Genomic DNA, 20778 nt, shown 5'->3' with positions numbered 1-20778 from the left:
CGGCGGCCCGCGCCGAGCACCCGGCCGCCGTACCCTGGAGGCATGAGTGCCGCCCCCACCCCCGGTCCGCCAGAGTCGAAGCAGCAACAGCAACAGCAACGACAGCGGCCGGCACAGTCGCCGCAGGAACCGCGGCCGAAGCCCAAGCCGGTCCTGATCTTCGACGATCCGCTGGACCAGCAGTCCGCGGACGACACGGACCGGGGCTGGGGCGAGCGGCCCTCCGGCGGCTCCGGCGCCGCCGACCTCGCCCGCTTCCTCGACGAGAAGCCGCCCCACCACATCTGAACCGCAGACCGGCGGGCTACCTCTCCCCGTCCCGGCCCGGCAGCGTCCCGCCGCCCTCGCCCGGCCCACCGAAGCCGCCGGTCCCGGCACCACCGACGCCGCCCGCGCCACCGACGCGCTGCGCGACCAGGGCGTCGCGGTCTCCTTGAGCACCTCCAGCTCGCTGACCTCCAGCGTCTCCTGCACGCCCTCCTTCGCGGCCTGCATCGCCGCCCGCCTGGCCAGGTACTTGGCCATCGGCAGCACCAGCAGGAAGTACACGACAGCGGCGGTGATCAGGAAGCTCAGGGCGGCGCTGAGCACCGAACCCCACAGGATCTCGATCCCGTCCATCTGTCCGGTGGCCGGGTCCGTCGTGCACGGGCCCCGCAGGCAGGAGCTGTAGTTGTCCAGGTCCTGCGTGCCGAACGCGCCGACCAGCGGATTGATGATGCCCTTGACGAACGCGTTCACGATGTTCGTGAACGCGGCGCCGATGACGACGGCCACCGCCAGATCCACCACGTTGCCGCGCGTCAGGAAGGCCTTGAAGCCCTCCAGGAGACTGACCTTCTTCTCGCTCACGGGTGAGCCTTCTTTCGCATGTGCGGTGAGGGGAGCAGACTGCTCCGCCACCTAAGGCGGGAGAAGGCGACACTGTCCAGTCCGGTAATGCGCACGGGTGACTTGAGAGTGCGTCAGTTCGCATCGGACACCGCCACCGCCAGCCGCTCCGAAGCGCCCGCGCCCAGCAGCGCCGCAGCGGCGGACCGCTCCACGGACAGCACCACCAGAGCCCCTTCCGGCGCCGCGCCCATACCGGCCGTCCCGTCACCACCGCCCCGCAGGCCACCGTCACCGTCGGCCCGACCCGGCACGTGTGACACCCGCACTCCGCGTGCCACCGCACGGGCGTCATCGCCCGCCTCGCCGACCGCGATCACATCGACCCGGTCTCCCGGGCGCAGCAACCGTACGGTCGCCGCGTCCGCGATCCGCACCGGTGCCGAGACGAGACCTTCCGACGAGCGCCCGGCCGCCGTGTCCGTGCCGCCGGCGCCGGAGAGCTCCGCGCCCGGGACGGCCGTACCCGAGACCCCCGTACCCGAGACGGCCGTACCCGGAGCGGATGCGTCCGGCGCGGCGGCGCTGCCCAGCCCCGTCGTGGCCAGGGCCGCGCCCGCCAACGCGACTGCCGCCGCGATCGCGCGCCGCTGTCTGCGCAGCATCCGCCGCAGCCGGTACGCCCCGCCGCCGCGCACCCGCAGCGGCGCGAACGGCCCGACCCCGCAGGGGGCGAGCGGCGGCGCGGGAGGCCGGGGCGGCGGTTTCACGTGGTCCGCGGCGCTCGCGGGAGCGGCGGGGACATGGGGCGCGGGGAAGGGGGACGGAGACATGGCGTCACCTGCAATCGGGTGCGAACGGATGCAATCGGATGCGAACGGATGCGAACGGACGAAGGGAGTCCGGCCGGTGGTCCCGGCCGAACTCCCCTCACGATCCACGGTCCGCGCGCATCCCGCTGAGGCCTGTGGAGAACCCCGCGCATGTGGATAACTCCGTCACCCGATCCGGCGACTTTGCCTGCGGCACCTCCCGCCGCTACGGCAGCGCGACCCCGGTGTCGATCCCGTCCAGCGCGTGAGCGCAGGCGCAGTTGCGGGCCGACGTCGCCGGCAGCCCGCTCACCGCGTCGAACAGCACCGACCGCAGCCGGTCCACGTTGGCCGCGAAGACCTGGAGCACCTCCTCGTGCGAGACGCCTTCACCGGCTTCCGCACCCGCGTCCAGGTCGGTCACCAGGGTCATCGTCGTGTAGCAGAGCCCCAGTTCGCGGGCGAGCACGGCTTCCGGATGTCCGGTCATCCCGACCACCGACCAGCCCATCGCCGCGTGCCAGCGGGATTCCGCGCGGGTGGAGAAGCGCGGCCCCTCGACCACCACCAGGGTCCCGCCGTCCACCGGCTCCCAGCCGCGTCCGCGCGCCGCGGTGAGCGCGGTCTTCCGGCCCTCGGGGCAGTACGGATCGGCGAAGCCCAGGTGCACGACGTTGGGTACGGTCCCGTCGGCGCGGGTCTCACCGTCGTAATACGTCTGCACGCGGTTCTTGGTGCGGTCCACCAGCTGGTCCGGGACGAGCAGCGTGCCCGGGCCGAACTCCGGGCGCAGCCCGCCGACGGCGCACGGGCCCAGCACCTGGCGGACCCCGACCGAGCGCAGTGCCCAGAGGTTGGCCCGGTAGTTGATGCGGTGGGGCGGCAGGTGGTGACCGCGGCCGTGGCGGGGGAGGAAGGCCACCCGGCGGCCGGCGATCTCGCCGAGGAAGACCGAGTCGCTGGGCTTCCCGTAGGGGGTGTCCACGGCGACCTCGGTGACGTCCTCCAGGAAGGAGTAGAAGCCCGAGCCGCCGATGACCCCGATCTCCGCGCCCGGCGCCGTACCCGCGATGTCTGTGCCGGAGCTCGTGTCCGTGTCCGTATGTGCGTTCACCATGCGGTCACCGTATCCGGGGGCGCGTCCGGAGCCGCGCGCGGGAAACGCACGGACCCCGCCGAGTCGATCGGCGGGGTCCGGTGAAGCGTGTGGGGCGTACGCGGGCTCAGGCGGCCGACGTACCGCTCGACGACGAGGCCGGCGCGGCGGCCGACGACGAGGAAGCGGAGGACGACGACGAAGCGCTCGACTTCGTGTCCGAACCCGTCGACGAGGACGACGAACCGGAGTCGGAAGACTTCGAGGACGACGACGCCGGCGTGCTGCTCGACGAGGAGCCACGGCTGTCGTTCCGGTAGAAACCGGAACCCTTGAAGACGATGCCGACCGCAGAGAACACCTTCTTCAGGCGTCCGTCGCAGCTCGGGCACACGGTCAGGGCATCATCGGTGAACTTCTGCACCGCCTCGAGGCCCTCGCCGCACTCGGTGCACTGGTACTGATAGGTCGGCACTTGCTCCTCCTGGCACTCTCACTCAATGAGTGCTAACGACGCTCCATACTGACGCATTCCGCGGGATCAGTCCACCATGACCGGCTCGCGGTGACCGATCCCACGTGCGACGGTCCGGCCCGCGGACCTCGGCGCCAGCCGCGAGCGCAGGGCCAGCAGGGTCGCCAGCGCCAGTACGGTACCGGCCAGCGGGACCAGGAATCCGGTGCTCGCACCGTGGGCGTCGGCCAGCTGCCCCGCCACGGTCACGGCGGCGGCCTGGCCCAGTGCCACGGCGCCGGTCAGCCAGGTGAAGGCCTCGGTGCGGGCGGTGGCGGGCACCAGCGACTCGACCAGCGTGTAGCCGCTGATCAGCGCCGGGGCGATGCAGAGGCCCACCAGCAGGCCGAGCCCGGCCAGCAGCGGTACGGAGTGCACGGCCCAGAGGCCGGACGCCATGAGGGTCAGCGCCACATAGCCGACGACGAGGCGGCGTTGCGGGCTGCTCTTCCAGGCGATGGCACCGCAGACGATGCCGGCCAGCATGTTGCCCGCCGCGAAGATCCCGTACAGCAGACCGTTGACGCCGGGGTGGCCGATCTCCTCGGAGAACGCCGTCAGCGAGACCTGCATGCCGCCGAAGACCGCGCCGATGCCCAGGAAGGCGACGACGAGGACCCGGACGCCGGGGACGGAGAGGGCTGAGGTGTGCGGCCGGTCCGCCGTGGCGGCGGGGCGGGGAACGGGCTGGGTGGCGCGCTGCGCGGCGAAGAGCAGGCCGCCGACCAGGGTGAGGGCGGCCTCGGTGATCAGTCCGGCCGCCGGGTGCACGCCGGTGCACAGCGCCGTCGCGATCACAGGGCCGAGGACGAAGGTGAACTCGTCCGTCACCGACTCGAAGGCGGCGGCGGTGGACATCAGCGGGGAGGCGGGCCGGTCCGGGGTGGCTCCCAGCATCGCGGCCCAGCGGGCGCGCACCATCGGCCCGATCTGCGGGACCGAGGCGCCGGTGGGCACCGCGGCGGCGAACAGCGCCCACAGGGGCGCGTCGGCCAGTGCCAGCGCGGTCAGTGCGCCGACGGAGAGGGTGTGCAGCAGGACGCCGGGCAGCAGGACGGCCCGCTGGCCGAACCGGTCGGCGAGTTTGCCGCCCTGCGGGGCCACCAGCGCCATGGAGACGCCGGCGACGGCCGCGACAGCACCCGCGCTGCCGTAGGAGCCGGTGGTGTGCTGGACGAGCAGCACGATGCCGATGGTCAGCATCGCGAAGGGCTGCCGTGCGGCGAAACCCGGAAGGAGGAAAGTCCACGCACCGGGGGTGCGGAGCAGTTGCCCGTATCCGGGGCGGTCGGTGACCGTGTTTGCCACGGTCCTTGCCTTTCTGCTGCCTGGTGGCAGTGCTTCCCGGCGCCTTTGTGGGGCGGGCCGGACGGAAGCGGCCGAGAGCTGTCCTCTTCGCGCGGAACTGCGGTAGATGCCGGGCGACTCGCTGCTGTCGGCGAAGAAACGCCGGGCGAAGAGACACCACGACCGCCATACGGTCGCGCCAGCTCTGCATCAGACAGAGTTGGTCGATCAGTGTGCCTTTTATCGTACAGGCCGGAAGCCCTGTACGCCTGTGAATGCGCACAGGGCCTCCGGGTGGGCCTGTGATCCGCGTCCTAGGAGTGACGCGTGTACGTACTGCTAGCGACGCGCGTCCGTACGGGGAACGTCGTCGGCCGGACCGAGCTTCTTGACGGGCCTGACGGGTTTCACGGCCTGGCGGACGGCGGATGCGCCCGTCGCGGCGGCTTTCGCGGGCCGGGGAGGTGCGGGATCACCCGGCGCACCGGACCCGCCGCCCGGGCCCAGCCAGCCGGCCAGCTTGCCGCCCTCGCCGACCGCCCGCAGCCGGGCCTCCGCCTGGTCGCGCACCGGGTCGGTGGCCACCACCAGCAGCTCGTCGCCGCGCCGCAGGACCGTGGTCGGGGAGGGCACGAAGCTCTCCTTCTGGCGGACCACCAGCGTGACCGCGGACCCGGCCGGGAGCCGGAGCTCGCCGACCTCGACGCCGTGCATCTTGGACCTCTCCGGGATGTCGACCGACAGCAGATGGCCGCGGAGCCGCTCCAGCGGAGCCGACTCGACGCCCAGGTCGTCGGCCTCGGCCTCGGCGTCGGCGATCCTCAGCTTGGCCGCGACCCACGGCAGCGTCGGGCCCTGGATGAGCGTGTACACGATGACGAGGACGAAGACGATGTTGAAGATCCTCGTGCTGCCCTCCACGCCGGAGACCATCGGAATGGTCGCCAGGATGATGGGCACCGCCCCGCGCAGCCCGGCCCATGACATCAGGACCTTCTCGCGCGCCGGCAGCCGGAACGGCGCCAGGCTGAGGAAGACCGACAGCGGCCGGGCCACCATGGTCAGCACCAGACCCACCACGACGGCCGGCCAGAAGTCGTCGACCAGGTCGTGCGGGGTGACCAGCAGGCCGAGCAGCACGAACATGCCGATCTGGGCCAGCCAGCCCAGCCCGTCGGCGAAGCCACGGGTGGCGGGCCAGTGCGGCAGCTTGGAGTTGCCGAGGATCATGGCCGCCAGGTAGACCGCGAGGAATCCGCTGCCGTGGGCCATGGCACCGGCCGCGTACGCCATCACGGCGATGGCCATCACGGCGATCGGGTAGAGGCCGGAGGCGGGCAGGGCGACGTGCCGCAGCCCGAGCGAACCCAGCCAGCCCACCGTGATGCCGATGGCGGCGCCGATGGCCAGCTCCAGGGCGATCTCGCCGATCAGCAGATACCAGTGCTCGACGGGGCCGACCGCGGAGAACGCGACGACGAGGATGACCACCGGGGCGTCGTTGAAGCCGGACTCGGCCTCCAGGACGCCGGTGATCCGGGACGGCAGCGGCACTCTGCGCAGCACGGAGAAGACGGCGGCGGCGTCGGTGGAGGAGACGACGGCGCCGATGATCAGGGCCTGGCGCCAGTCCAGTCCGACCAGATAGTGCGCGGCGGCGGCCGTGATGCCCACGCTGATGCCGACGCCGACGGTGGAGACCACCGCGGCCGCGGGGAGGACGGGCCGGACCTCTTTCCACTTCGCCCCGAGTCCGCCCTCGGCGAGGATGACGACCAGCGCGGCGTAGCCGATCACCTGGGTCAGCTCGGCGTTGTCGAACTTGACGTCGAAGATGCCGTCCTGCCCGAGGGCGATCCCGATTCCGAGGTAGAGGAGCAGGCTGGGGAGCCCGCTGCGCGAGGAGATCCGCACCGCCGCCACGGCGACGAGCAGGACGAGTGAGCAGACGAGCAGGAGTTCGTTGAGCGCGTGGACAGTCAGGGTCCGTTCCTTCCCTGCGTGCGCCTGCCGGATCGTCCTCCGGCAGCCAGTTACTTCGTTACCTTACCTAATCTTTAACGGTTTCTTGACGGCTTCCGTGATCGCGTGACGGCTACGCGTGTCCATACAAGGGATGCGCGCAAATGGATGCATCCCTATACCGCGTCCGAGTGGCTTCCCGGCTGCGCCTATGGTTGCTCCTGCACTCCCAGGACCACCCTGCCCCTCGAAGGACAGCGATGCCCGCCAATACAACCGACTCTTCCGGCCCTTCCGAAGGCGCGAAGAAGCCCGGCAGGAAGAAGAAGGGGCGCCGCGTTCGCCTCCTTCTGCTCGTCCTGGTGCTGGCGCTCGTCGCGGGTGTCGGGTTCGGTTCCTACTGGTCCGTCTCCACGGTGCGGGCCTCGTACCCGCAGACCACCGGAACGATCACCCTGGACGGCCTGTCCGGTGACGTCGAGGTCAAGCGGGACTCGTACGGCATTCCGCAGATCTACGCGGACTCCGACGCCGACCTCTTCCGCGCCCAGGGCTTCGTCCAGGCCCAGGACCGCTTCTGGGAGATGGACGTCCGGCGCCATCTGACGGCGGGCCGGCTCTCCGAGATGTTCGGCTCCGGTCAGGTCGAGACCGACTCCTTCCTGCGCACGCTCGGCTGGCGGAAGGTCGCGCAGGAGGAGTACGACACGGTCCTGGACGAGGACACCAAGAAGAACCTCCAGTCGTATGCGGAGGGCGTCAACGCCTATCTGAAGGGCAAGGAAGGCCGGGACATCTCGGTCGAGTACGCGGCGCTGGGGCTGACCAACGACTACAAGCCGACCGAGTGGACCCCGGTCGACTCGGTCGCCTGGCTCAAGGCCATGGCCTGGGACCTGCGCGGCAACATGCAGGACGAGATCGACCGCTCGCTGCTGACCAGCCGGCTCGACGCCGACCAGATCCAGGACCTGTACCCGGACTACCCCTACGACACCCACAAGCCGATCGTCGACCGCGGTGCGGTCTCCCCGGTCACCGGGAAGTTCGACCTCGACGCCGAACCGTCCGACGACATCGGCTCGCAGACGGCCCAGGGCGCCACCGAGGGCCTCAACACCCAGCTCTCCGCGCTCTCCGACACCCTGGACAAGATCCCCGCGCTGCTCGGCCCGAACGGCAACGGCATCGGATCGAACTCCTGGGTCGTCAGCGGCACCCACACGACGACCGGCAAGGCGCTGCTCGCCAACGACCCGCACCTCGCGCCGATGCTGCCCTCGCTCTGGTACCAGATGGGCCTGCACTGCCGGCAGCTCTCCAAGACCTGCCAGTACGACACCGCGGGCTACACCTTCTCCGGCATGCCCGGTGTGATCATCGGCCACAACCAGGACATCGCCTGGGGCCTCACCAACCTCGGCGCCGACGTCACCGACCTCTTCCTGGAGAAGGTCTCCGGCGACGGCTACCTCTACGACGACGCGGTGAAGCCGTTCATCACCCGCGAGGAGACCATCAAGGTCGCCGGCGGCAGGGACCGGACGATCACCGTCCGCGAGACGAACAACGGGCCCCTGGTCTCCGACCGCAGCAAGGAACTGGACAAGGTCGGCGAGAAGGCGCCCGTCCCCAACGCCGCCCCCGACCGTGCCGACGGTTACGCGGTCGCGCTGAAGTGGACCGCCCTGCGGCCGGGCAAGTCCATGGACGCGGTCTTCGCGATCAACCGGGCCAAGGACTTCGCCACCTTCCGGGCGGCCGCCAAGAACTTCGAGGTCCCCTCCCAGAACCTCATCTACGCCGACACCGAGGGCAACATCGGCTACCAGGCGCCGGGCACCATCCCGGTCCGCCTCAAGGGCGACGGCACGCTGCCCAGCCCCGGCTGGGACCCGGCGTACGGCTGGAAGAAGGACCCGGTCCCCTTCGACGAGCTGCCCTGGGAGTACAACCCGAAGCGCGGCTACATCGTCACCGCCAACCAGGCCGTGATCGACGAGGACGAATACCCGCACCTGCTGACCAAGGACTGGGGCTACGGCGCCCGCAGCCAGCGGATCAACGACCTCCTCGCCCAGAAGATCGAGGGCGGCGAGAAGGTCTCGACCGACGACATGCAGAAGCTGCAGATGGACAACTCCAGCGAGATCGCCAGGCTCCTGGTGCCCGAGCTGCTGAAGATCAACGTCTCCGACCCGAGCGTGCGTGAGGCGCAGAAGCTGCTGGAGGGCTGGGACTACACGCAGGAGTCCGACTCGGCCGCCGCCGCGTACTTCAACGGCGTCTGGCGCAACATCCTCAAGCTCGCCTTCGGCAACAAGCTGCCCAAGGAGCTGCGGGTCAAGGGCGACTGCCTCAATGTGCCGCCGGCCAAGAACAGCGGCCCGGCCGACCAGCAGAAGAAGCTCGTCCGCGAGTGCGGACAGCGCGACGGCGACTCCGCGCAGCCGGACGGCGGCGACCGCTGGTTCCAGGTGGTCCGCGACATCGTCAAGGACCAGGACAACGAGTGGTGGAAGGCGCCCGCCAGGGGCCGCGAGGCCGCGCTGGAGAACCGGGACGACCTCTTCTCCCGGGCGATGGAGGACGCGCGCTGGGAGCTGACCGGCAAGCTCGGCAAGGACATCTCCACCTGGAGCTGGGGCCGGCTGCACCGGCTGATGCTGAAGAACCAGACCCTCGGTACCGAAGGGCCCGATCTGCTCCAGCGGGCGCTCAACCGCGGCCCCTGGAACCTCGGCGGCGGCGAGGCGACGGTCAACGCCACCGGCTGGAACGCGGCGAGCGGCTACGAGGTGATCTGGGTGCCGTCGATGCGGATGGTGGTCAACGTGGGGGACTGGGACAAGTCCCGCTGGATCAACCTCACCGGGGCCTCCGGGCACGCGTTCAACGGGCACTACACCGACCAGACCGACAAGTGGGCCGACGGTGAACTGCTCGACTGGTCCTTCGGTACGGACGCGGTCGACGCGTCCACGGTCGACACGCTGACGCTGAAGCCGTAGCGGCCTCCGCGGCGCTTGACCGGCCGTCAGGCGGTGAAGCGCCGCGCTCCCGCCGGGGTGACCACGGCGTCCACGGGGTGGTCGTGGGGTTCCGCAGGGACCCGCGCGACCACCTCGTTCGCGTACAGGAGCACGATCAGCGCCGGGTCGGCCCCGGCCGCCGCGAGCCGGGCCAGCACCCGGTCGTAGCTGCCGCCGCCGCGTCCCAGCCGCATCCCCGCCCCGTCCACGGCCAGCCCGGGCAGCAGGACCGCGTCGGCCTCCACGACGGCGGCGGGACCGAGCCGGGGCCCGTCCGGCTCCAGGAGCCCGCGCCCGGCCGGCAGCAGGTGCTCCACGCCCTCGTACGCCGCCCAGTCGAGGTCGTTGTCGGCCAGGAGCACCGGAAGCAGCACCTGTACGCCGCGCTCCCGCAGCGCGTCCAGCAGGGCCCGCGTCCCCGGTTCGCGTCCCACGGAGACGTACGCGGCGACCGTTCGGGCGTCGGCCAGTTCGGGGAGGGCCAGTGCTCCGGCCGCGAGAACCGTGGCGGCTCCTGTGACGTCCTCCTTGGTCAGGAGGGCGCGGGCGGCGAGCAGTTCGCGGCGAAGAGAGGCTTTTGCGGGCGCCTTCACAGATACCTTTCCGGACTTTTCGTGGTTCATCGGAGAGTCACACGGTTCTCGTATGGGCATATTTAAGGGCAAAGTTAACCGGAAGCTCACCTTCCGGGTGTGTGCACCCGTTAAGGTTCTGCGCATGACTCAGTCGCCCTCCAGGATCAGCAAGGCCGTCATCCCGGCAGCAGGTCTCGGAACCCGCTTCCTGCCCGCCACGAAGGCCACTCCCAAAGAGATGCTGCCTGTCGTCGACAAGCCGGCGATCCAGTATGTCGTCGAAGAAGCCGTAGCCGCGGGCCTCTCCGACGTACTGATGATCACCGGTCGGAACAAGCGTCCTCTTGAGGACCATTTCGACCGCAACTACGAACTGGAGTCCGCGCTCACCCGTAAGGGAGACGCCGAACGGCTCGCCAAGGTCCAGGAGTCCAGCGACCTGGCCACCATGCACTACGTGCGCCAGGGCGACCCGCGCGGCCTCGGCCACGCCGTGCTCTGCGCCGCCCCGCACGTGGGCGACCAGCCGTTCGCGGTGCTGCTCGGCGACGACCTGATCGACCCGCGCGACGCCCTGTTGGCCCGCATGGTGGAGATCCAGGAGCGTGAGGGTGGCAGCGTCGTCGCGCTGATGGAGGTCGACCCCTCCCAGGTCCACCTCTACGGCTGCGCGGCCGCCGACACCACCGTCGACGGCGACGTCGTCCGGGTCACGGGCCTGGTCGAGAAGCCGGAGCCGGCCGACGCGCCCAGCAATCTCGCCGTCATCGGCCGGTACGTCCTGGACCCCGCGGTCTTCGACATACTGCGACACACCGAGCCGGGCCGCGGCGGCGAGATCCAGCTCACCGACGCTCTCCAGCTGCTGGCCCAGGACGAGAAGATCGGCGGCCCCGTGCACGGCGTCGTCTTCAAGGGCCGCCGCTATGACACCGGTGACCGGGGCGACTATCTGCGTGCCATTGTCAGACTGGCGTGCGAACGTGAAGATCTGGGACCGGACTTCCGGACCTGGCTCCGCAAGTACGTCACCGAGGAGATGTAACCCCGTGAGCAGCACGATCTGGTCGGTGGACGAGCACCTGGACGACATCCTCGCCACGGTGAGGCCGCTCGAACCCATCGAGCTGCAGCTGCCCGACGCACAGGGCTGCGTCCTGGTGAAGGACGTCGTCGTGGAGGTGGCCCTGCCACCCTTCGACAACAGCTCGATGGACGGCTACGCGGTGCGGATCGCCGATGTCGAGGGGGCCAGCGAGGAGTTCCCCGCCGTCCTCACGGTCATCGGCGACGTCGCCGCGGGCAGCGCCGGGCTCGCCGACGACCAGGTCGTGGGGCCGGGACAGGCCGCCCGCATCATGACGGGCGCGCCGCTGCCCGCCGGTGCGGAGGCCGTGGTTCCGGTGGAATGGACGGACGGCGGTACGGGCGAGGGCCCGGCCGCCTCCATGCGCGCCCACTCCGACGCCCCCGAGGGCGCCACCGGTGAGGTCCGCGTCCACCGGTCCGTCGAGGCCGGCGCCCATGTCCGCGAGCGCGGCAGCGACGTCAAGCCGGGTGACCTGGCCCTGCGCGCCGGATCCATCGTCGGCCCGCCGCAGATCGGGCTGCTCGCCGCGATCGGCTGCTCGACCGTCGTCGTACGGCCCCGCCCGCGCGTCGTCGTCCTCTCCACCGGCAGCGAACTGGTCCAGCCCGGCGAGCAGCTGACCGGCGGCCAGATCTACGACTCCAACAGCTTCGCGCTCACCGCCGCCGCCCGGGACGCCGGAGCCATCGCCTACCGGGTCGGCGCGGTCACCGACGACGCCGAGACCCTGCGCGCGACGATCGAGGACCAGCTGATCCGCGCGGACGTCATCGTCACCACGGGCGGCGTCAGCGTCGGCGCGTACGACGTCGTCAAGGAGGCGCTCTCCTCCGTCGGCGACGAGGACGAGCCGGGCAGCGGGATCGACTTCCGCAAGCTCGCCATGCAGCCGGGCAAGCCGCAGGGCTTCGGCTCGATCGGCCCCGACCACACCCCGCTGCTGGCCCTGCCGGGCAACCCGGTCTCCAGCTACGTCTCCTTCGAGCTGTTCGTCCGCCCCGCCATCCGCGCCCTGATGGGCCGCACGGACGACCTCCACCGCCCCACGGTCCGGGCCGTGCTGAGCACCGACAAGGCGCTCACCTCACCCGCCGGCCGCCGCCAGTTCCTGCGCGGTTCGTACGACGAGGAGGCGGGCACCGTCACCCCCGTGGGCGGCTCCGGATCGCATCTGGTGGCCGCTCTCGCGCAGGCGGACGCGCTGATCGTGCTGCCCGAGGACACCACCTCCGCCGAGCCCGGCACGGAGACGGACGTGATCCTGCTCCGCTGACCGCCGCCCGGTGGCGGTACGGTATCTGCCGCCGTGCCTTCCGGAGGACCCCCTCCGGGCCCGGGCCGATCGGCGCCCTTACCGCTGGGTGGAGTGAGTTGAGTACGCAGAACAGGCTGACGCACATCGACGAGGCGGGTGCGGCCCGCATGGTCGACGTGTCCGAGAAGGACGTCACCACGCGCGTCGCCCGCGCGAGCGGCCGGGTCCTCGTCTCGCCGCGCGTCATCGAGCTGCTCCGGGGCGAAGGAGTCCCCAAGGGCGACGCCCTCGCCACCGCGAGGATCGCCGGGATCATGGGCGCCAAGCGCACCCCGGACCTGATCCCGCTCTGCCATCCGCTGGCCGTCTCCGGCGTCAACGTCGACCTGGCCGTGGCCGACGAGGCGGTGGAGATCACGGCCACCGTGAAGACGACGGACCGCACGGGTGTCGAGATGGAGGCGCTGACCGCCGTGTCGGTGGCGGCCCTGACGGTGATCGACATGGTCAAGGCCGTCGACAAGAGCGCGGTCATCACCGACGTACGGGTCGAGGCGAAGTCGGGCGGCAAGTCCGGCGACTACCGGCGCACCGCGCCGGCGGGACCGGACGCGTGACGCCGCCCGAGCCCGGAGCCCCCGGCCACGAACCCGTGACGCGGCCCGAGCCCACCGGAGCCCCCGGCCACGAACAGCCCGCGAACGCGCAGGCGCCGGCGCACCACCGGAGCGCACACTCGCCCGAGCCCACCGGCGCCGCGCTCACCGCCCCGTACGCAGCCCTCGTCGTCACCGCCTCCAACCGGGCCTCCGCCGGGGTGTACGCCGACAAGGGCGGCCCGCTGATCGCCGACGGGCTCACCGCCCTCGGCTTCACGGTCGACGGCCCGCAGGTCGTGCCCGACGGCGACCCGGTCGAGGCGGCCCTGCGCGCCGGAGTGGCCGCCGGGTACGACGTGATCGTCACCACCGGCGGTACGGGCATCTCACCGACCGACGCCACGCCCGAGGCGACCCGCCGCGTCCTGGACCACGAGATCCCCGGCATCCCCGAGGCGATCCGGGCCGAGGGGCTCGCCAAGGTCCCCACCGCCGCGCTCTCCCGGGGCCTCGCGGGCGTCGCCTCCGGCACCCTGATCGTCAACCTGCCGGGCTCCACCGGCGGGGTGAAGGACGGCCTGGCGGTCCTCGGCCGGCTCCTGGTGCACGCCGTCGACCAGCTCCGCGGCGGCGACCACCCCCGACCGGGGAGCCCGAGCTGAACATCGCGACCTGGCCGGTGACGCTGACCGACGGCGAGATCGTCCTGCGTCCGATAAAGATGCGCGACCAGCGGGCATGGCGTGAGGTCAACCGGCGCAACCGCGACTGGCTGCGCCCCTGGGAGGCCACCGTTCCGCCGCCCGCGCCCGGCGGCCCGGTCGCGCAACGGCCCACGTACCGGCAGATGGTCCGCCACCTGCGCGCCGAGGCGCACGCCGGGCGGATGCTGCCGTTCGCCATCGAGTACGAGGGACGGCTCGTCGGCCAGCTCACGGTCGCGGGCATCACCTGGGGCTCGATGTGCTCGGGTCACATCGGCTACTGGGTCGACCGGAGCGTCGCCGGGCGTGGAGTGATGCCGACGGCGGTGGCGCTCGCGGTGGACCACTGCTTCCGCTCGGTGGGGCTGCACCGCATCGAGGTCTGCATCCGCCCGGAGAACGCGCCGAGCCGCCGGGTGGTGGAGAAGCTCGGGTTCCGCTCCGAGGGTGTGCGCCCGCGCTATCTGCACATCGACGGAGCCTGGCGGGACCACCTGATCTTCGCGCTCACGGCCGAGGAGGTGCCGGAGGGGATGCTCCGGCGCTGGCGCCGCACGCGGCCGGTGACGCCGCAGGGCCCGGGGGAGTCCGGTCAGTGGCCCGGACGGTCCACGTAATAAAATAAATGTTCGAATTTGATCGACAGATGACAGCAATGAGTCGCACTATCGGTGACTGTTGATCCGATCAATCACAAAAAAAGTCCGTGATATCAGCCGGATCGTGCGACACACCGGGCCAATTGGCGGATGCCTCCGCGTAAACCCCTCTACGGTGTGAGCGTGAGCAGCAGCGGCCTCATCTACGCAGTCATCGTCGGGGCCTGGGCCGCCTACTTGGTGCCGATGTGGCTCCGCAGGCAGGACGAGCTCAACGAAGCCCGTCCGACGGAACGCTTCAGCACGGCCATCCGGCTGCTGTCCGGACGGGCGGCGATGGAGCGCCGGTATGCCAGGGAGCTGCGGGAGCGCACCGCCGAGGAGGCGGGGCCCGACGTGGACCCGGACGCCGAGACGGACCGTATGGATTCCGTCGACGTCCGGGACTTTCCCGCGCCTACGGCGCATAAGGAAGCCAGGGTGCACAACCCGGCGCACGCTCCCGAGCGCGCCCCGGGCTCCCACGCCTCCGACCGCCAGGCGCCCGACCGCCGACCGGCGCACCAGCCACCGGACCGCCCGGCATCCGATCGCCCGGCGCACGACCGTCGGCCCGGCGAGCGCCCCGTGCATCCCGGGTCATCCGCGCCCGCCGGCCCACCGGCCCAGCGCCGCCCGCGCACCGGAGCGACCGACGCCGAGCGCGCCCGGCGCGCCCAGCGCTCCCAGGTTCTGGCCCGGCGCAGACGGACGACCGTCGTCCTCTTCCTCGCCTTCACCCTCGGCGCGGTCGTGGCCGCGGTCGGCGGGCTCGGCTTCCTCTGGGCGCCGGCCGTCCCGGCCGTCCTGCTGAGCACGTACATCGTGCATCTGCGCGCGCAGGAACGGCGTCGGTTCGCGTTCACCATGGACCGCCGCCGGGCCGAGGTCGCGGCGCAGCGGCTGCGCGAGAACCGGCCTCGCAGGCACCAGCCCGCCGCCTCCGCCCCCGCCGACCAGGACGACGACTCCGACGCCCACCACCCGGAGCCGGAACCCGTCCCCACGGTCTCCCCGCAGGAGGCCGGCCGCCGCGCCCTCGTCGAGCAGACGGACCACGCGGAGTGGGTGGACCAGCAGCGCGAACGGGGCCGGGTCCAGGGCGACAGCTGGGAGCCCGTCCCCGTACCGCTCCCCACCTATGTCACCGCCCCCGTCGCCCCCCGGGCCACCGGCGGCGTCGAGGTCGGCGACCCGGAGACCTGGAGCGCGGCCCGCTCCAGCACCGCCGAGCCCACCCAGACCGGCACCTCGCACCCGGCCACCCCCGCGGTGGACCCGGCGCCGCGCCAGCGCACCAACCAGTCCCGCCGCACCCGCGACCGGGGCCGGACGCCTCTCTTCGACCAGTACGACGACGAGGACCGGCCCCGCGCCGCCAACGAGTGAGACCGGCGGAATCCCGGCACCGCTGACCAGCGGAGGAACGGATTTCCAAGCACCCCTGTGAGGGTGCTAGAGTTTCACACGTCGCAAGGGCCTGTGGCGCAGTCTGGTAGCGCACCTCGTTCGCATCGAGGGGGTCTGGGGTTCAAATCCCCACAGGTCCACAAACGACGGTTCTTGAGTAGCTCTCAAGAACATCACGAGATCCCGTCCAGTTACTTCAACTGGGCGGGATTTCGTGGTTCTCAGGCCGGGACGACGCGGATGCCGGCCTCGGAAGCCCAGTTCGGTGCTGCGGGCACGGTGAGCGGAGCCGGCTGTGGTTCTGCGGGCATGGCGAAGCGGCCGCAGGACTCGGGTGGTCCTCCGGCGCGCTGACGGCTGTGTGGTTGTGCCTGCTTCGCCGACGCCGCCTTTACGGTTCGGGCGGCGGGGCGGAGCGGTGTTCCCCTGTCTCCTCGACGGGGTCCTCGTACGGGTCGGGGGTCTCGGGGATGTGGCCGAGGGTGTAGTTCTCTTCCCTTCCACAGGCCAGACAGCCGGATCACGTGTCAGCCCCGCGCGCTCGGCCGTGATGGCGAGAGTCGGTCGACTCCAGGGCCGGCTCCAGGGCGGCGTTCCGGCGGGCAGGGGCGCGGTCTCGGTGCGGGAAGCGGCCGGAGGCGTAACCGGCTCGGCTTCCGTCGATCGCGTCCGCTGTGTTTCCGCCGCGTTTCACTACAGTTCTCGGCCAGTTCTGTAGATAAGAGCCCCATCTCCGGTCCTTGTCGCGGCAGTTCCCTTTACGCGAGAGTTCGAGGCGCGGCGACAGGAACATGTCATCGCCGCCGGGCAGTGTCCATGGAACACATCGCGCGTCCCCAAGCGTGGTGTGGCCACCCCCCCCATTGTCTGGACGCTTCGCCCGTGTAGCGGAAGGAATCGCGTGAAGCACGGAAAGAAGAACGCGCGCAGATACATCGTGGCGGCCTCCATCGGCGCCCTCCTGTCGGCCGGAGTCGCCACAGGGGCTTACGCCGGTGCGGCGGAATCCGCGCCGCTGAAGTATCAGCCGGAGATGGTCCAGGCTCTCGCCACCACCCTGGGCGTGAGCGAGCAGGAGGCCGTCGAGCGGCTGGACCGGGAAGCACGGCAGCAGGGCCGGTTCGCGAAGTTGCGGGCCGAGAAGGTCTCCACCCTCGGGGCCTTCTTCGCCAAGGACGGGACGCTCGTCGTCAACGCCGCCGATGCCGAGGCGGCGAAGGAGGTCAAGGCGGCGGGACTCGCAGCACGGGTCCCGGAGCGTGGCGAGAGCGAGCTGAACCGAATAAAGGCACAGCTCGACGCCAAGGCCCTCAGGAGCGCCCCGGCCGGCGTCTCGGCGTGGTCCGTGGACCTCGCCTCCGACACCGTGACCGTCGAGGTCAACGGGGAGACGGACGCCGCCACCCGTACCTTCCTCCAGGCCGCCAAGAGCAACGGCGACGCCGTACGGGTCGTCCAGGGCCAGGAGAAGCTGGAGACCCAGGCGGTCGTGCCGCCGGGCAGCCGGATGACGTTCAACGGCTACCTCTGCTCGGTCGGCTACGGCGCCAAGGACCGCAACGGCAAGCAGGTGCTCGTGACCGCCGGGCACTGCATCGAGGACCTGCCGGCCCTGGCCTACAACGGGACCCGGTTCGCCAAGGGCACCCACACCCGGTTCGCGCTCGGCACCCGCAGCGTGGACATGGGCATCGCCTCCGTGGACGCCGGCCACTCCATCGGCCTGGACATCACCACGTACGGCAAGGCCGGCACCGTCGCCGTCCGGGGCAGCCAGCGGGCCCCGCAGGGTTCGGCGCTCTGCAAGTCCGGCCAGACCACCGGCTGGACCTGCGGCAAGGTCGGCTCGTACAACGTCAGCGTCACCTACACCGACGAGAACGGCGGGCCCGACACCGTCGTGACCGGCCTCGCCAGCTCTTCCGTCTGCACCCAGGGCGGCGACAGCGGCGGCGCGTACGTCTCCGGCAACCAGGCCCAGGGGATGACCTCCGGCGGGCCGATCGGCCAGCGGTGCAACGGCCAGGTGAACTCGCCCGGTTCGTCGTACTTCCAGCCGCTCGACGACGCCCTCAAGTACTACGGGCTGACGCTCAACACCAAGTAGCCCCGGACCGGGGGTGAAGGTGCCGCAAACGCGGGAGACCGTCCACTGACCCTGGGCGGTCTCCCGTTTCCATCATTTCCGCCCTTTCCCGCATGTCCGTCATTCCGGTGTGCCGAAATCCCAGGCGACCCCGTGCACACCGGGTTTGCAGCGGGAGGCGAGCACATGGGTGCTGTGGGAATCGTTCATCGAAATGCGTCGCTGCGCGCGGGGCGGGGAGCCCACCTGGTCCCGGAAGTACCGCCGGCAGCCGGAGGGAAGCGCGTCCGGATGAAAGAAGACCTGCTGAAGATATTCGTGCAGATTCGCCCGCGACCAGCGTTCGTAGTGCGTGGCCGGTTCCCGGGACGGGCTCACGTCGACGGCGTAACTCACCACCGTCGTATCCAGTTTGGCGAGTTCGCGGCCGAAGTGGATTTCCAGCACCAGGGATTTCAGTCCCTTGAGGTACGTCGCCTCGCCGAGCCGTCCGCTGGTGACCCGGATGTCGAGCGGCTCCGCCTGCTCGTCGTCGAAGCTGAGCACGAACAGCGCGCGGTCGGCCCCGGCGCGGCTGGCCCGCAGCACGTTCGTCGTGGAGAGGCTGCTCAGCGTTCCGCGCTCGCCCAGCGTCACCACGTCGTGGATCAGCAGCGAGCCGGTCTCCTGGTTGAAGTGGCGGAACCGCTCGCCGAGCGCCTTCTCCACCACCGAGTCCTTGCCGAGCACCTGGAGCGCCGCGCTCTCGCCCCGGGCCGGCGCGACCCGGCCGCGCGGCCGGCGCGGGCCGAGCAGCGAGCGCAGCGCCCCGCCCGGCAGCTCCAGGATCTCCTCCAGCACCTCCACCGCCCGCAGCGACCGGGCCCGCTCCGGCTGGCTCCGGCCGCGCTGCCAGCTGCTCAACGTGGCCTGGCTGACGCCGATCCCGCGCGCCCGCAGCCGTTCGCTGACCCGCTCCAGCGAGAGGCCCCGGTGGCCCAGCGCCTCCCGCAGCGCCGCCGGGAAGGCGTCGGAGGCCGGGGGAGGGGTTTCGGTGGCCGACGGCGCCGACGACCGGCCCTGGGCGGACCCGTCGTGAGCAGACCCCTCACGGGCAGGCGCGCCGTGGGGCGGCGGACCGGATGCCCCGGTCTTCAGCGCCTTCCGCAGATCACGCGCGTTCGTGGCACCCGAGGCGCTCCGCGCGCCCTCCGCGTCCGGCAGACCGACGCCGGCTTCCATCCTGCTCGACATGTCCCTCCCCCATCCCGGCACTCCCGCCGCAGGGCATCCGCACGGCCCCCGCATACTGGTTGACCACCGGAGAGGGGCCGGATAACAAAACCCCCGGGAGTGAGCTGTCCCACACTCCCGGGACGCGCTGACCGGCGTCCTCCGCACGGCCCGAGGAAGTGAGCACGTGGTGAACAGCGTGAACGGCGTGGACCCCACCGCTCTGGTCGTCGCGGCCAGGGACGGGGACCAGGCGGCCGGGGAGCGGCTCGCCGCCCTCTACCTGCCGCTGGTCTACAACGTCGTGGGCCGGGCCCTCAACGGCCACCCGGACGTGGACGACGTCGTGCAGGAGACCATGCTCCGGGCGCTCTCCGGCCTCTCCTCGCTGCGCGATCCGACCCGGTTCCGGTCCTGGCTGGTGGCGATCGCCATGAACCAGGTCCGCACCCGCTGGGCCGTCCTCGGCCACCGTCCCGCCGCGCTGGAGGAGACCGACGAGCCCGCCGACCCGGCCGCCGACTTCGTCGACCTGACCATCCTGCGCCTGGAACTCTCCGGCCAGCGGCGCGAGACCGCCGAGGCGACCCGGTGGCTGGACGAGGCGGAACGCGATGTCCTCTCGCTCTGGTGGCTGGAAACCACCGGTGAACTCACCCGCACCGAGCTGGCGGACGCCCTCGGACTGCCGCCGCAGCACGCCGCCGTACGTGTCCAGCGGGTCAAGAACCAGCTCGATATCGGGCGGGCGGTCGTCCGGGCCCTGGCCGCAGAGCCCCGCTGCCCGGCCCTGGACGACCTGGTGGCCGACTGGGACGGCGCCCCCACGCCGCTGTGGCGCAAGCGGACAGCCCGGCACATACGCGGCTGCGCCTCCTGCTCGGCGACCAGCTCGGGGCTCCTGCCGCCGGAGGGTCTGCTCTCCGGGCTCGCTCTGGTGGTGCCGTTGTACGAAGGCGGCCAGCACGCCGCCGCCGCGGTCGCCCCGGCCGTGGCCCCGGCGGCGTTCTCGGCCGGGAAGGCGGCGGGGCTCACCGCCGCGGCCGCCGCCGTGACCACGATCGCCGTGCTCCTGTGGCCCTCCACCTCCACCCCGCCCGCGCCGCGCGCCGAAGGCGGTACGACACGGCTTCCGGCGCCCGCGCCGCCGCCGGCCACCACGGCCGCCCCGCCGCCGGTGTCCCCGACGCCCACCGCCACGCCGTCACCCGCGCCGAGCACCGCCGCCCCGGACGCCTCGCCGTCCACGGTGGTCCCGCCGTCACCGCGCCCGGCGCCCCGCGCGCGGCCGCGTCCCGAGACGCGCCTGGTCGCCGAGGTGAACACCCTGCGCGCCCACAACGACTGCCCGCAGCTGACCACCGACCCCCGGCTCACCGAGGTCGCCCAGCGCCACTCCGAGGACATGGCGGCGTACGGCTATTTCGGCCACACCGACTCCACGGGCCGGAACATGGGTGACCGGGTGACCGGGTCCGGCTACCTGTGGACCGCCGTGGGCGAGACCATCGCCACCGGGAACGAGGACCCGGCGGCGGTCGTCGAGGAGTGGCGCCGCAGCTCCGGCCGCGACGACGACATCCTCAACTGCGACTTCACGCACGTGGGCGTCGGCATCGCCAACTCGCCGCGCGGGCCCTACTGGACGCAGGTGCTGGCCACGCCGAGGTAGGGA

Annotated in this window: 17 protein-coding genes, 1 tRNA gene and 1 pseudogene; 11 read left to right on the top strand and 8 right to left on the bottom strand. The window is 71.5% G+C overall.

The annotated features are described in order from the left end of the window. Positions 1 to 42 precede the first annotated feature (42 nt). Complete coding sequence (locus ACIRR8_RS25695) at positions 43 to 288, top strand: hypothetical protein (protein WP_404069112.1); 246 nt, start codon at positions 43 to 45, stop codon at positions 286 to 288. Positions 289 to 304: 16 nt separating this feature from the next. Here ACIRR8_RS25695 and ACIRR8_RS25690 read toward each other — a convergent pair. The 6 genes and pseudogenes from ACIRR8_RS25690 to ACIRR8_RS25665 all read right to left on the bottom strand — a co-directional run bounded on the left by ACIRR8_RS25690 (position 305) and on the right by ACIRR8_RS25665 (position 6463). Then, positions 305 to 852, bottom strand: a pseudogene (locus ACIRR8_RS25690) (MscL family protein). Positions 853 to 965: 113 nt separating this feature from the next. Beyond that, positions 966 to 1664 carry a hypothetical protein gene (locus ACIRR8_RS25685; protein WP_404069110.1) on the bottom strand — a complete coding sequence of 233 codons (699 nt, stop codon included), beginning with the start codon at positions 1662 to 1664 and terminating at the stop codon, positions 966 to 968. Positions 1665 to 1869: 205 nt separating this feature from the next. After that, on the bottom strand, positions 1870 to 2760 hold the full coding sequence (locus ACIRR8_RS25680; protein ID WP_404069108.1) for an S-methyl-5'-thioadenosine phosphorylase: 891 nt from the start codon (positions 2758 to 2760) through the stop codon (positions 1870 to 1872). A 106-nt stretch (positions 2761 to 2866) separates the two neighbouring features. Then, positions 2867 to 3214, bottom strand: coding sequence for an FmdB family zinc ribbon protein (locus ACIRR8_RS25675; protein WP_404069106.1), 348 nt, complete (start codon positions 3212 to 3214; stop codon positions 2867 to 2869). A 66-nt stretch (positions 3215 to 3280) separates the two neighbouring features. Then, positions 3281 to 4561: an MFS transporter gene (locus tag ACIRR8_RS25670; protein WP_404069103.1), complete on the bottom strand. Its 1281-nt coding sequence runs from the start codon at positions 4559 to 4561 to the stop codon at positions 3281 to 3283. A 318-nt stretch (positions 4562 to 4879) separates the two neighbouring features. Further along, on the bottom strand, positions 4880 to 6463 hold the full coding sequence (locus ACIRR8_RS25665; protein WP_404069100.1) for a potassium/proton antiporter: 1584 nt from the start codon (positions 6461 to 6463) through the stop codon (positions 4880 to 4882). Positions 6464 to 6762: 299 nt separating this feature from the next. Between ACIRR8_RS25665 and ACIRR8_RS25660 the strand changes: the two genes are divergently transcribed. Beyond that, on the top strand, positions 6763 to 9513 hold the full coding sequence (locus ACIRR8_RS25660) for a penicillin acylase family protein (RefSeq protein ID WP_404069097.1): 2751 nt from the start codon (positions 6763 to 6765) through the stop codon (positions 9511 to 9513). 26 nt (positions 9514 to 9539) lie between these two features. Here ACIRR8_RS25660 and ACIRR8_RS25655 read toward each other — a convergent pair whose 3' ends face one another. Next, a complete protein-coding gene (locus tag ACIRR8_RS25655) occupies positions 9540 to 10157 on the bottom strand; it encodes a 5-formyltetrahydrofolate cyclo-ligase (protein WP_404069094.1) in 618 nt (205 codons plus the stop codon). 94 nt (positions 10158 to 10251) lie between these two features. Here ACIRR8_RS25655 and galU point away from each other — a divergent pair, with 94 nt between their 5' ends. From galU to ACIRR8_RS25615, 8 genes are all read left to right on the top strand, one after another. Continuing rightward, positions 10252 to 11154 (top strand): UTP--glucose-1-phosphate uridylyltransferase GalU, encoded by a 903-nt coding sequence (galU, locus tag ACIRR8_RS25650; protein ID WP_404069091.1) that lies wholly within the window; start codon positions 10252 to 10254, stop codon positions 11152 to 11154. A 4-nt stretch (positions 11155 to 11158) separates the two neighbouring features. Beyond that, entirely contained in the window at positions 11159 to 12472 is a 1314-nt protein-coding gene (gene glp / locus ACIRR8_RS25645; protein ID WP_404069088.1) for a gephyrin-like molybdotransferase Glp, read from the top strand. Positions 12473 to 12570: 98 nt separating this feature from the next. Continuing rightward, positions 12571 to 13071 (top strand): cyclic pyranopterin monophosphate synthase MoaC, encoded by a 501-nt coding sequence (gene moaC, locus ACIRR8_RS25640; RefSeq protein ID WP_404069085.1) that lies wholly within the window; start codon positions 12571 to 12573, stop codon positions 13069 to 13071. Then, a complete protein-coding gene (locus ACIRR8_RS25635) occupies positions 13068 to 13715 on the top strand; it encodes a molybdenum cofactor biosynthesis protein B (protein ID WP_404069082.1) in 648 nt (215 codons plus the stop codon). The genes moaC and ACIRR8_RS25635 overlap by 4 nt, the downstream gene beginning before the upstream one ends. A 17-nt stretch (positions 13716 to 13732) precedes the next feature. Continuing rightward, positions 13733 to 14374 carry a GNAT family N-acetyltransferase gene (locus tag ACIRR8_RS25630; RefSeq protein ID WP_404069079.1) on the top strand — a complete coding sequence of 214 codons (642 nt, stop codon included), beginning with the start codon at positions 13733 to 13735 and terminating at the stop codon, positions 14372 to 14374. A gap of 165 nt (positions 14375 to 14539) precedes the next feature. Next, positions 14540 to 15784 carry a gephyrin-like molybdotransferase receptor GlpR gene (glpR, locus tag ACIRR8_RS25625; RefSeq protein WP_404069077.1) on the top strand — a complete coding sequence of 415 codons (1245 nt, stop codon included), beginning with the start codon at positions 14540 to 14542 and terminating at the stop codon, positions 15782 to 15784. An 87-nt stretch (positions 15785 to 15871) separates the two neighbouring features. Continuing rightward, positions 15872 to 15945: transfer RNA gene (locus ACIRR8_RS25620), tRNA-Ala, on the top strand. A gap of 761 nt (positions 15946 to 16706) precedes the next feature. Then, positions 16707 to 17912 (top strand): S1 family peptidase, encoded by a 1206-nt coding sequence (locus ACIRR8_RS25615; RefSeq protein ID WP_404069074.1) that lies wholly within the window; start codon positions 16707 to 16709, stop codon positions 17910 to 17912. A gap of 99 nt (positions 17913 to 18011) precedes the next feature. Here ACIRR8_RS25615 and ACIRR8_RS25610 read toward each other — a convergent pair whose 3' ends face one another. After that, the gene (locus ACIRR8_RS25610) at positions 18012 to 19124 is read right to left on the bottom strand and encodes a helix-turn-helix domain-containing protein (protein WP_404069072.1); all 1113 of its coding nucleotides are present in this window, start codon (positions 19122 to 19124) and stop codon (positions 18012 to 18014) included. A 166-nt stretch (positions 19125 to 19290) separates the two neighbouring features. Here ACIRR8_RS25610 and ACIRR8_RS25605 point away from each other — a divergent pair, with 166 nt between their 5' ends. Next, positions 19291 to 20775 carry a sigma-70 family RNA polymerase sigma factor gene (locus tag ACIRR8_RS25605; protein WP_404069069.1) on the top strand — a complete coding sequence of 495 codons (1485 nt, stop codon included), beginning with the start codon at positions 19291 to 19293 and terminating at the stop codon, positions 20773 to 20775. The last annotated feature ends 3 nt before the right edge of the window (positions 20776 to 20778 follow it).

This window comes from Streptomyces sp. NPDC101178 (assembly GCF_044767965.1).
In the GTDB taxonomy this organism is placed as follows: domain Bacteria; phylum Actinomycetota; class Actinomycetes; order Streptomycetales; family Streptomycetaceae; genus Streptomyces.
This window is presented reverse-complemented; position numbering and strand designations above follow the sequence as displayed.